Source organism: Gorillibacterium timonense, assembly GCF_001457415.1.
Classification (GTDB): domain Bacteria; phylum Bacillota; class Bacilli; order Paenibacillales; family NBRC-103111; genus Gorillibacterium; species Gorillibacterium timonense.
Window position 1 is genome coordinate 2,077,304 of the sequence record NZ_LN881724.1, and the last position, 12,474, is coordinate 2,089,777.

A 12,474-nucleotide genomic window follows, 5' to 3' on the forward strand; every position below is an offset into this window, starting at 1 on the left:
CTCCTTTTGGTTTATGGTTGGGTGGTACCTCCATTTTACCAAAGAGTGGTTTCTTTTTGTTTGTCCAAATGAGAAAGAGGGCGCCCCTCTGTCATCCTTGATGACTTTTGGGACACCCTCTTATCGTACAATAGAAGTTCTTAGCGGGTCTTTGTCGATTCCTTAATCATTCCTTAATTCGTTCCCGTAAGTGGAATAATCAGCTTCACCGTAAATCCGTCGGGACGGTTATAGCACTCGATCTCCCCCTGCATTCTCCGCATCAGATGGCGAGACAGGTATAAGCCGAGACCTGCTCCGCTCTGGTTGACCGCCCGACTCCCTCGATAGTATTGATGAAACAACAGGGGCAGCTCTTCTTCCTCAACTCCCGGTCCTCCGTCTGCGAACTCCGCCTCCAAGAAGCCTTCGCGGATCAAGAAGCTTACGGCAACACCCGTTCCGGCATATTTGCGGGCATTGTGCACGACATTGTCCACGACCTGCTGAAGGCGGATGGCATCCACTGCCAACAGACAGGAAGGCACGGGCTGAGCGGTGATTACGCCGGAGTAGTCGGCATTGCGAATGATCTCATTCAGGAGCTCGCTACTCTCCTCTGTGATGTTGACCTTCAACTCGTTCAATTCCTCCAGGGTGGAATGGAACATATCGGTCACCAGTTGGTCGATTTGGTCTGCTTTGGAGTAGAGCGTCTGCAGTTGCCTTTCCGTCTTCTCATCCGCGACATTGATCAGCATCAGTTCAGTGATGGCCTTGATCGAGGCGACGGGCGTTTTGATGTCGTGGCTCAGGCCGGCCACCAGCTCCTTTTTGCTTTTGTTGGCCAAATATTCGTTTTGCCTCGCGACCGCCAGCTCCTCCCGCATCATATCGAAGCTCTCGGTGAAGGCTCCGAACAGATGGTTCCGGTCCATCTCCAGCGGCAGATCGAGATCACCTTTGGCGATATGACGGGCAAACCGCTGCATTTTTGAAAAAGGGCGCAGGACGTTCTTGTTCAAATAGAGGATGTAGCCCAAGCCTAACAGGAACGGGAGAACCATCATCGCGCCGCTCAAGAGAGTCAATCGCATCTTCAGGCGATGGAAAGCGGCCTCGTGGTCATTGTGAATAATGATCTTGCCGACTAGCTGACCGTTCACCATGATATCGATCGGGGTCTCCCGGTTGAGAAGCGCTTCATTCACTGAGCGGGAAAGCCCCTCTGCCGACTGGAACAGAACCGCTCCAGATTGATCCAGAAGGGTATACGCATAGGGACCTTCCAAGCGTTCTAGCGTTTCGGGTATCCCCCAGTTGATTTCGGTCTGCTGCACCATCGCATTGATCGCAACCCGGTCTAGCGGCGTCTCCTCCTTGAGTTGAGCCAGAAACCCGAATACGGCAACGCCTCCCGTCAAAGCAACCACCACCAGCAGAAGCATCAATTTGCGGAACATGCGGCGCGCTCCTCAAAGACATAACCAATTCCCCATACCGTGCGGATATGGGCAGGTTCATTGGGATTCTGCTCGATCTTTTCCCGCAAATGACGGATATGTACATTCAAGGTCCCATCCCCGGCGAAGACATCTCCCCAAACGCTGGCGAAAAGCTCTTCTTTGGGAATGACGCGGTTTTTGTTCTGGACCAAGTAGCTGAGCAATTTGAACTCCATCGTTTTCAATTTTAGCGGTTCCCCGTTCAAGGTGGCCTTTTGCAAATCCGGATCGATCCGGACCGGCCCCGCTGTCCACCCTTCTCGCTCGGGCTCCGGCGTGTCCTTGCTCCAGCGCTTCAGAACGGCCTTCACTTTGGCCAGAAGCACCCGAAGGGTATACGGCTTGTGGATGTAATCATCTCCGCCGATCTCAAGAGCAACCAGCACATCGTCCTCCGAAGTGCGTGCGCTGATAAACAGAATCGGGATGCCGGTTTCCTGACGGAGCTCTTTGCACAGCTGGAAGCCCGAGGTCTCATCCAGATTGATATCTAGCAGCAATAAAGACACCGAGTTTTCTCGCAAGAACGCACGGCATTCCTCTGCACTCGTCACATAAGCCGTTCGCACATCGAACAAGTTGAAATATTCACTTGTGCTCTCTGCGAGCTCCCGCTCGTCATCCACGATCAAGCAATCATAATTCATGGCATTCTCCCGCTGACAGAAGTTTGCCTCTATTCTAGCATAATTAAGCTAACGGAGGAGTTGCTGATCTTACCATCACATACCAATAAGGCTGCTTTCCACCATAGGTGTAATCTCCGCTTTTCCATTCCACAAAGAGATAGTCAGTCTCGTCTATCCTTCTGACCTCATAAGTTTCGGCAATTTCATTATTCGAATCAAGCAAAAGGCCTTTCGTCCATGAACGTTCATAAGGTTCCTTTTGACCATACTTCGCGATGGCTCTTCCATCCTTCTTAAATTCTATCCGTTCAAAATATAGCTCTTCCTTCGGGAAGCTTTGCTTTGCTGGATCAAAATCCATTGGGTTCAAAACGAAATCACGGACTTTCCACGATCCGAGTAGGGTCTCATCCGGAACAAATGGATAGTCGGTATTGTCGCGAATCCGGATCTCGTCTCTAGAAAAAGCTCGGTCTGAAACCTTTTCATACACCCAAACGATCGGCATCCCGCCGCGAGCCTCATGCTCGTAATCCTTCATGTGAAGGAACATCAGTTTTTTCCCCTGATGAGTCCGGAGGGTGTAGCGATTTTTGTAGATTCGTTCAGGGTATCCGCTCGAAGTAAACAGCCACCCCTTCGTCCAACCTCCGACTGCCCAAAACGGTTCACCGTTCGGAAGGAAGTACAGCTCTTGAAGCCATACGCCCTGATTTGATTTCTCCTGTCCATATCGAAATTGTTCTTCACTCGGTACGACATCAAGGAATTTCCATTTGCCGACTGCATCCGAATCATCCTCAAACGGCAGGTTGATATCATCGTTGATCATCGCCGGATAGGCTTTCTCCAGCTCCTGCCTTTTGCATACCAAAGTAGCTACATCAGACTGCACTAGAATGACTTTGTCCTCAAAGGCGAAGTCATCCGGCAGCCTACCTGTAATTTCAACGCAGGAGCCAAGGTCAAACTGGCTTTCGCGGTATTCGGTTTCATAATTAATGATCACTTCCCTTCTACCAAGCAGGTTCTTTGGCAGCAGGCTTTTCATTTTCGCGATTTCTGCAAAGGCCTCTTCTTTCTCCGCGTAGACTTTTCTTAGCACTGCAACACGCAGGGTATCCGCGCTTCTGATGATAAGATCGAACGTCTCCGTTTCCCCCTCCGACATGACTTGTTTGACCGCTTCGAGCCGGTTGAGCCGCGACTCGGTCAGCATGAGGGTATTTTTCAGCTCATCCTGCTTTGCTTCAATCAGGGCGATAATCCGGTCTGCTGAGTCAGCCTCCATCCGAAGCTTAATCTCTTCAAGCGTAAAGCCAAGCTCTTTCAGTGCAACGATCCGATAACAGTCGGCAAGGCGAGAGGCTGAATAATAGCGATAGCCCGTAAAACGGTCGATTTCATCCGGAATAAGCAGCCCTTCGCTGTCATAATACCGCAAGGTTTTGACGGGTATTTTGCTCAGCTTTGAAAGCTCTCCTATTTTGTACATCGGGTCACCATCCTTTCTGCCGCAATTTTGAACCATCTGGGTGATCGAAAAAACGATCTATCTCATTCTTATCATTACACTCAACGGGAGAGTCTAGAGTCTTTTAAAGAGATGTTACATTCCCTTGTCACTCTGTCTGTAAGCTCATCTTAGGAAACAACAAAACCGAATGCAATGTATATTCATATATCTTTCATTAAGGCATTCATTGCCTATTGCGGATCAAAAAAACAAGCGCTAGATTCCGAGGAATCTGCGCCTGAGTGTATCGAGTAGAGTCTGCTCCGTCTGCTTCAGTTCCTGCATGGCGGCTTCAAACCGGTCAACATTTCGATTGCTCCCTCCGCCTGTTTTCCCTCGCATCAGCTGCCCGCGAGCCGTAAAAGCTGCCTTTTTCGACCGTTGAATCAGGATCCCGAGTCCATCATCCAAATCAGTGGCTGTCAAGAATCGACCGAACAGCTCTCTGGATGAAGCCAGAAAAAAGAGAGTTCGCTCCAGCCCAATCATCCGATTCAAGTGCAAGCCTTCTCCGTTGGGGGATTCCCTCACCATCGCGCAAATGGAGTCGTAGAGGGCGAAGTCGTCCAAATACATATCCAGATACTCTTCCAGAGGTTGGCGAAAGTTGGATCGATCCAGCGAATCCAGCTTTTCTCGATCGATCTCGTAATACGCTATGTAATGGGCGAACGGATACTCAGCTTTGTCATAGCAATCGCGGACGATCGATTCCGCATACCAATCGAAGAAATCCGGCCTCGCATGATCTTGGACAAACCATTCCGGACCGTTCTCGTCCGTTCGATACCCCGTGAGCATAAAATTATGCGGCTGCAGCCGAATGCCATAGGTTTCGATTCGATGAGGAACATAGAACCCGTCACCTGAAAAGAAAACCGCCTTCCCTTCCGCCAATCGCCTCAGAATGCTTGGCTTCGCAAGCTCATAAGTGGGATAGACTTCTTGGAAGGTGCGAACCCCAAGTAGGTGAAGATCGAAGTAGGGGGAAGGAAAATGCCAGCGGTCTCTCCCATGCACGACAAAGCTGTGATAGATCCGCTGCAGGGGCTCCAGGCATTTGTAGAAGACAAGCTCCACCGGCACGTTCAGGAGCTTGAGGTAGCTGAGCAGATGCCCCATGTAGCAGTTGAAGAAATCCTCATCATAGCGAGGAATGATCCCTATGGCTTCTATGACCTCTATACCTTCCACTGTCGTCCCTCCGAATATCTCAAAACCGATCGGCCATCGTCTCCAGCTTGCGGTTCAACTCATCCACGCGCTCCCAATTCTCCGCAATAACCAACGCAAACAGCCGTCCATGATACTTGCCGGTGGATTCATCGGCTCTCAGAGGGAGGGTGCCTGAGGTATAAACCAACACTCCTTCATCGATTGAACGGTTGTAAAGCAATCCTCCTCTCTCTAGCCTTCGGCATACATCAGCGTAGGAAAGGGATTCGTCGCTGACGAGCTTGAAATAGCGGCTGATGAATTTCGCTCGTTCTCCGAGCACACGAGTGAGAAAGGAGATGTACGTGGAGAGCGTAAACCGCCCGTTGATTTCAATGACAGGGATAATCTCCCCCTGCTCCGTGATGATCGAATCGATCCCAGCAACTCCTGTATAGCCGATGGAATGCAGGCTTTGTCCAATTTGCTCGCCGAAGCGGCGATACAACTGTTCCTCTTCACCTTCCCAAGGTACAGGAAACCGGGAGCCGATATACACCGTATCTCGGAGCATCTGCTGCTTGATGGAAAAGACTTCTGTCTCGCCTTCTGGAGAAACGTAGATTTGATAATTGACGTCGGCCAGCTTGGAGTACCAGCCTTCCACCAGCCAGCGGGCGTCGGGATGGCTTCGGGCATATCGGTTCAAGCGAAGCAGAAGCGTCTGAAGCTTCTCAGGGGAATCGACGATGTACAACCCTTTGCCGGAAGCTCCGTACGGTTCCTTGATAATCACCTTCTCAAACGCCGGTTCTCCGGTTGTTAATGCCATGTAGGCCTCGCGAATCTCATCGACGCTCTCACAGATCCGCCCCTTGCAGACGGGGAGTCCAAGCCTTTCGGCGATTTCGCGGTTGCCGATCTTGTCGTTGACAGCCGCGTTGACCGCAGCCGGTGCGGAAAATAAGGACAGGCCGCAGCGTTCGGCGATTTCTTCCTCCAAGCGGGTTGCCGCGTAAGGAACAAAGGCGACATCCGCCTCTGTCTCCGCCAGTCGCTTCAACTCCTGCAACAATTCGTCATCGCTTAGAACTAGCTCGGAGATTCCGGCCCGTTCGTCGCCAGAGGCAGGAACAAGAATCCGCGGGATAGAGAATCCCCATTCGCGAAGCTGCTCCAAGTACTCCGGGTTCGGTGCCTCGCGCAGGATAAGGATATCCTGTTCTCGGCAGAGCAGCAGATTCATTTCCTCCATCCGGCTTACAATGCGGTCTTCATTCACATCGACGATTCCGGGCTGTACCTGGTTCCAGAACCTCTCCGCTCCGATATTAAACAGCCAGACGATGATTCCTTTGCAACGTTCCTCCGTCAGCCAACGGATCAAATGGAACGAATCAGACATGAATCACGCGGTCTTCCTCCCGGCAGCCGATTCCATTCTGGCCGCGCAGGAAATCTTCCGCTTCCCCCCTTTCTCTCAGAACGTGATCTTCTCCCTCATAATGGAGAACCTCCGCTGGCAGCGAATGGCTTAGAAATAACGCCGGACTGTGGGTCAAGCCGTAAGCCCCCGAGCATTCAACTGCTAGGAAATCTCCTGGCATGGGAGGAGACAAGCGGACCTTCTGCCCGATCACATCGGTTGGGGTGCACAGAGGGCCGACAACGGTCAGCTCCTCCTTAGCTTCTTCGCCCGGCAAGCTATAGGCGGATCCTGCAGCTGCAAGAACTCGTTCTTCGCTTCCGTCTGAGTGATCATGAAGGCTGGCTGACTCCTCCGCAGCCGCAACCAGCCGCATTGGGAAATTGTTGCGGACGTATCTGCCAAGGAAGGCGCTCGCAGCATGTTGGTTTGATCCACCGTCGCAGACGGCAAATTTCGTTCCCTTGCAGCTTTTGACATCCAGGACGCGGGTTAAGAAGGTGCCTGCTTCCGCGAGCAGGAAGCGCCCGCTCTCCACGCCAATGCGGACGCCCGCCAGACTCTCGGCGTAACGAGACCAGATGGCGGCAAGCTCTCGTTTCAAGAGATCGCAATCCAGGGGCTGCTCGCCTGGGAAATAAGGAACGCCGAAGCCGCCGCCCAGATCCAGGAACTGCAGGCGGATTCCGACGGCTTCGCTAAGAGACAGGGCGAGGCGGATGATCTGCTCCATCGTCTCTGCCAAGACCCCGGCATCGAGCACCTGCGACCCAGTGAAGACATGCAGCCCGATGAGCTCAATACCCGGAAGCGCCGCGATTTCCTTCAGAGCCGCTTCCGCTGTCCCCTGATCGATTCCAAATTGCGTCGGAACGCCGGTCATCTTCAAGCCCGCTCCCGCGGCATGGAAATCCGGGTTGATTCGCGCCGAGATCCGGACCGTTGTTCCCTTGGCTTCGGCTAGTCGACTGATCGTCCGCGCTTCCGTCACGGACTCCACGTTAATGCTGTAGATTTCCTTATCGATCGCAGCCGCTAGCTCCCGCTCCGTCTTGCCCGGACTCGTCCAGACGATCGAACTCGGTGGAAACCCGGCTGCAAGCGCGACATGCAGCTCGCCAGCCGATGCGATCTCCATGGAGCTGCCCAACCTCCGAAGCAGCTGGCAGATTCCAAGCAGCGGGTTGCACTTGGCCGAATAGAATACCTCGAATGGTTCCGGCAAGCAGCTCTTGAGCCGCCTGTATTGCCGCTCGATCCAATCGCCGTCGTAGACATACAGCGGTGTTCCATATTGTTCGGCGAACTGCCGCAACCGCTTGTCTGTTCCTACCTCCGGCATTTCCGCTTCCTTCCTCATCGAACACCCTCCCCCGCAGCAGGAACGACCGAACCGCCAAAGCCGGTCCGCAACCGTCCCCGATGATAGATCAAAGCATTGTAATAGAACACGGGATTCGTATCAAAGCTGTTTAAGAGAGCGATCCACTCCTCTTCCACAGCGTCCGTATTGGTCACAGCGAACAATACCATACGATCCGGACGATACGGATTTGCCGTACACACCATGGCGAAATATTCACCTTCGACAGCTTCTTCTCCCCAACAGATACCGGAGGCTTCCGCAGTCAGCCCTACGTCGTTAAGCAGCCTCTGCTGCAAAGGTGTCTTGTCTCTTGCGTCCACTAACACGATCAAATGACGCTCGCCCGGTTCCTCCAGCGAGAGCTCCGCCTCCCGGCAAGTATCATACCGGTAGAAAATGTATCGATCCTTTATTGGATTCTGCAGCAGATAAGCGAGCTTGCTGAAGAGCGAACTGCGGACGGCGGGCCGGACAACGGCGCATTTGCCCAGGTAGATCCGTTTCATTCCCATCTGATTCTCGTCGATGAGGATGTCTTGGTACCACTTCTCGAATGCTTCTGGTGTCATAAGCTCGGTTGAAACGATGCGGGCTTCAGCGCTCGATGTATCGAGTTCAATCGAGGTATACCCACCTAGATGGATGCTGCAAACGGAGCCGTTCACGAAGAGCACCACATCCTCGTCCAAACCGAGGTCTTTTCGACTCAGCACTACCCGGAGCCGATCAATATTCCGAGTTTCGAGCTCGATCCTCTCGGACGAGAGGATATCGGCCTGCACACGGGTAGAATCACCAGGAACACTGAGCCAGATGATCTGAACCCAGTGCGACTTCACAAAGCAGGGATCGGGCGGAGCAAAGGCGATCCATCTCGGAAAGCGGTCCTTCTGGAAGGTCAGGAGCTGCCTCAGCAAAACCCGAGAATTATGAAGCGCATTCAGCTCGTTGTGCATAAATCCGCTGTAGACCGCCGTGCGCGCTTCTGGCAGTCGGCCCCACAAATCGATGAGGCGCGTGCTGTTGAAGAACCAGTTCTCGTAAGCGCAGACGCCGAGTACCGGCATATCGCCGAGATTGTCGAGCCAGGCGTATTCCGGCTTGTGGATGTTCAGCGCGATCTCTCCGGCTACCGATGCGATTGCAGCGAACAGATCAGGCACGGCGAAGGCGGTCCGGTACGTCTTGTGCGTTCCGGTACAGAAGCCGATGCCATATAGCCGATCCCGGTCGAGCTTCCATTCGGCTGCGACATGCCGGATGGTCCGAACCGTCTGAAGATCATCCGTATAATTGCTGCGTCCGATGCCTACGATTTGGATGATCACGGCTTCCGATTGAGACAGATCCTTGATCCAAGGCAAATCCACGGGATAATTGCGCGCCATCGCATCGTGAAAAAAGAACACGCCCGGGTAGCTCTTGCCCGGATCGTACCCATCCGGCAAAAGCACCGTATAGGCCAAGTAGGCGTCGCCTGTTTCTCTTAGCCGATACCGGATAATTCTGCGCGAAGCCGCGGCGGAAAGAGCCAAGCGGTTGGTTGCGAGCGCGGTTTCCATCTCGTCCAGCTTCTCCAACAAGGTCTCCCGAATGTCATAGGGCATATACTGATTTAACGATTCGAACGCATGCGGCAGCTGCATGAGCTGACGGAAGGATTCCGCCTCCCCGGCAGATAGCTGTGTCGTTAACGCGACTTCGGAAAGCAATTTTTCTCTCATTGCCGCTTCATCGCCTGCGAACAGGAAAACCGCTTTCGCGGATAGTCCTGCACCACGCGCCTTCAGAACGAGCACGCCTGACGCCGTCTTCGGAATGGCGAGTGCGCAGACGCTTCCGACTTGGGCAGTTTCGGAAGTAAGCCGCTCGCCGGATCGGGTCTCCAGAATCACCTCGATCGGTTTCCCGGTATGGCCGACTCCAGCATAGCGGGGAACGACGGTTATCCGCAGCAGTTCTCCTGGAGCGACCTTCCATTTCTCCGGATACAGGACCAAGCTCCGCTTCATTCCCTCGAATCGCTCCCAATCCAGATAAGCATAGGCATCCTTTTCCCTCTCCAGTCTGGCGAGGGGCTGAAAGCGAAGGAGGAACTCCTGGGATGTGAGCGGATAACGCAGACCCAGTGGCAGCTCAACCAGAATCGGATTATTACCTTGCTTTAACCGGACGCGAACAAGGAGGTCCTTCACAACCCAATCCTCGCTCGCGAGGATGATCGGCTCGCCGTTAATCCACAGCCTCAGCGGAGATGGCAGGAAGGTAATGACATACAGAAGCATCTCCACAGGCGAAGGGCTGTACATGTTGGTGACGGCGTAGAGGTAACGGTCGGGCCTGCGCTCGAACCGTTTGCTCGGCTCGTTCGGCTCCTGAAACGAACCGATGATATCGGAATTGTAATAGCTCCAATTGTCTTCCAGCTCGCTGCCAGCGAGCAGATTCGCTTCAGCCGTGAGCAGAATTCGACCGGACTCGTCGAGGTAAGGCTTATCCCCCCAAGAACGGGACGCCGGCTTGGTCACGGCTCGGACCAGCCAACGGGAGAGCGAAACGGGATCGTGGGGACCGAAGGTAACCGGTAAATGAACCGTCGTCAGCAATTTCTCCAAAAACTCGGTCAATGCCATCGTCTGTCCTCCTTCGCTTAGGAAAGCTAGAACCGATTTTCAACGATGATCGGCAGCCTGCTCCTGCCGATCAGCCGTAGTGGCGATTTCACGGGAAGCGGCCCAGCTCTGCTTGCGCTCGATGAGCGCCCATACGTCTCCCAGCACCTCGGCCGCAGTGAAATCCTGAACGATTCGCGGAGGTGGCTGGCCCTTTCCCGAAGCCTCCGCAAACAGCTTCAAATAACACTCCCGCATGTTTTCCAAATAGAGCAGCTCTTTATGGGGCTCCGCAGTGAGCTGATACTTGCGGCTCGGATGATACAGCGCTTTACCTCGTAAGGCGATCCGATGGAAGCAGACGGCAGGAGGAGTATCGCAGAAGACGATCAAATCAGGCAGCGGCGCCCCTGTGTACCAAGGCCGTCCGATCCACCCAGCAGCGCCGTTTACGTTGTCTCGGGCCATGCCCGTATAGATGTACCGATCGGCAATAACCACTTCTCCCCGCTTCAGGCGGGGTTTCATGAGGGTCTGATAGCTCCGATGAAATCCGATCCATTGAAGAAGGCTGTATACAGCAGGGTTCATGATCCGACAGACGTCCAGAATCCGGACGAGCCTGCGAATAACCGGATTGGCATTCCATTCCGCGACGGAAACCGTCACTCCCCGATTTACAAGCTCGCGTGTTAACCGGTTGATTCCCTCGCTTTTGCCGGAACCGCTCACTCCCTCGAATACGATCAGGCAGCCCGTCGCGCGAGCTTTCCTCGCTTTTCCTTTCACATTCCCCCCCCTGTCCCTCTATAGGTAATAGGCCGAGTGCGACGGAGGACGGACCCTCCCTAAACGTGCTTTGGCTGGATCACTCCTCCTGCCAACCGGCGGGAGTAAGCCAAAGCCAGATCGGGTTTGGATTCGCGCGCAGCGGCCAGCCGCTCATACAAGCGGATTAATGGCTCATCGGAGAACCCTGATTCCTTCCATTTCTCATAAGAGATGCCGAAGCCCAAGGCTTCCCATAACTCGGCATTCCGCTTCTCATGCTCGCCGAACGGCTCCAGCAGCACCAACGGAGTCGCGGAGCCAAGTGAATCGATCATGGTCCCGGCGCCCGGCTTGCCGATAATCGCCTTCACCCGGGAGGCGATATCGAAGAGCCCATGATGATCGCTACCGATGCGGTAATCGGCAGTCCCGTCTTCATGGATTCGGCCGAAGGGCGGAAACGTAAAGTGATCCTCCGCATTCCTCAGCCATGGAGACCAATCCGGATCGATTCGGAACACGCGGTCGCCGGGGGCTGCTTCCTTCTCTTCCCCATGCTCGTATGCGACGAGGTCAAGCTCAAAGCCGTGCTCGCGAAGCTCGGGGATCTTCGTCCGGTAGGTTCCCATCCCCCAGCCTCCGCCGTGAATCAGGCAGCGGTTTAGCCTATCCCCGTAAGGAACGGGCCGCGTGCAGCCGACTTGAATCGGGTGGAGCAGTTCCGCCCGTTCAGTGTCGTACAGGCGGAGTTCTCCGTAATGTCGAGCATAATCCGGTTCGTAGTGGCGGACGCTCTCCCAGGAAGGCGGCAACCCTCCGTCCACATAGAGGATATCCGCATGAATCTCAACGGGGCTTCTGCGCTGCCGGTAGTGGTTGACGATATGCAGCCAATGCCCGGAGAGCAGCAGGAAATGCCGGCGGTCCTCCGCCTCCCATTCGCCTATCAGTCGTTCAACCGCTTCGGGATCCACGCTCTTCGCAATATCCATCGGCATGCGCGCGGACATCTTGGCTACTGCGAAGCTGCGGTGGCAGGCCTGCTTGCTGCGAAGGATTCCTTCCTGCTTATCCGCTTGAATGGCCGTCTCGAATACCTCGACAACCGTTTTCCGTCCAAGAGACCGAAGACGGTCGGCGATGAGCAGGCCGGGAATATAAAGCCCGAGCCCGAAACCGGAGCACAAGACCGTGATGACCGCCGACTCATCTGCCCCTTCGGTCCTCAACTGGATTTCACCGTCTGAAAACGCTTGAAATTGTCTGCCGCGTTACCATCAACGCTCAGGATTCGGTTCACATCGAACAGCCGGGTGAAGAAATCGTATTCCCAAACGGACGGCTCTTCGTTCTCAATTGCATATTGATCCAGATAGGTCAGATCATCTGGTGCGAAGGCCTTCGCAATGCTCTCGGGAACGATCTGCGGGAACATCAGGCCGATATAGTGGAAGTTGTAGGAAACGACCTTTTCCAATTGGTAATGCTTCACCCGCTCCGTAAATAGCTCCCAGT

General features: G+C 54.1%; 10 protein-coding genes. All 10 read right to left on the bottom strand.

What is annotated here, in order from left to right; all coding sequences use genetic code 11:
* Positions 1 to 173: 173 nt before the first annotated feature.
* Positions 174 to 1,442 (bottom strand): HAMP domain-containing sensor histidine kinase, encoded by a 1,269-nt coding sequence (locus BN2684_RS22175; protein ID WP_058304254.1) that lies wholly within the window; start codon positions 1,440 to 1,442, stop codon positions 174 to 176.
* Positions 1,427 to 2,131 carry a response regulator transcription factor gene (locus BN2684_RS22180; RefSeq protein ID WP_058304255.1) on the bottom strand — a complete coding sequence of 235 codons (705 nt, stop codon included), beginning with the start codon at positions 2,129 to 2,131 and terminating at the stop codon, positions 1,427 to 1,429. Before BN2684_RS22180 ends, BN2684_RS22175 begins: the two co-directional genes overlap by 16 nt.
* Positions 2,132 to 2,174: 43 nt before the next feature.
* Complete coding sequence (locus tag BN2684_RS22185; RefSeq protein ID WP_058304256.1) at positions 2,175 to 3,608, bottom strand: MerR family transcriptional regulator; 1,434 nt, start codon at positions 3,606 to 3,608, stop codon at positions 2,175 to 2,177.
* Between the two features lie 237 nt (positions 3,609 to 3,845).
* A complete protein-coding gene (locus BN2684_RS22190) occupies positions 3,846 to 4,823 on the bottom strand; it encodes a hypothetical protein (protein WP_058304257.1) in 978 nt (325 codons plus the stop codon).
* 19 nt (positions 4,824 to 4,842) lie between these two features.
* On the bottom strand, positions 4,843 to 6,189 hold the full coding sequence (locus BN2684_RS22195; protein ID WP_058304258.1) for a preATP grasp domain-containing protein: 1,347 nt from the start codon (positions 6,187 to 6,189) through the stop codon (positions 4,843 to 4,845).
* Positions 6,182 to 7,570, bottom strand: coding sequence for a type III PLP-dependent enzyme (locus BN2684_RS22200; protein ID WP_234340301.1), 1,389 nt, complete (start codon positions 7,568 to 7,570; stop codon positions 6,182 to 6,184). The genes BN2684_RS22195 and BN2684_RS22200 overlap by 8 nt, the downstream gene beginning before the upstream one ends.
* Positions 7,567 to 10,209, bottom strand: a complete 2,643-nt coding sequence (locus BN2684_RS22205; protein WP_058304259.1) for a hypothetical protein — start codon at positions 10,207 to 10,209, stop codon at positions 7,567 to 7,569. The genes BN2684_RS22200 and BN2684_RS22205 overlap by 4 nt, the downstream gene beginning before the upstream one ends.
* A gap of 39 nt (positions 10,210 to 10,248) precedes the next feature.
* Complete coding sequence (locus BN2684_RS22210; RefSeq protein WP_058304260.1) at positions 10,249 to 10,977, bottom strand: dTMP kinase; 729 nt, start codon at positions 10,975 to 10,977, stop codon at positions 10,249 to 10,251.
* Positions 10,978 to 11,036: 59 nt separating this feature from the next.
* Complete coding sequence (locus tag BN2684_RS22215; RefSeq protein ID WP_187385794.1) at positions 11,037 to 12,188, bottom strand: glycosyltransferase family protein; 1,152 nt, start codon at positions 12,186 to 12,188, stop codon at positions 11,037 to 11,039.
* Positions 12,185 to 12,451, bottom strand: a complete 267-nt coding sequence (locus BN2684_RS24795) for a hypothetical protein (protein ID WP_199825331.1) — start codon at positions 12,449 to 12,451, stop codon at positions 12,185 to 12,187. Before BN2684_RS24795 ends, BN2684_RS22215 begins: the two co-directional genes overlap by 4 nt.
* Between the last annotated feature and the right edge of the window lie 23 nt (positions 12,452 to 12,474).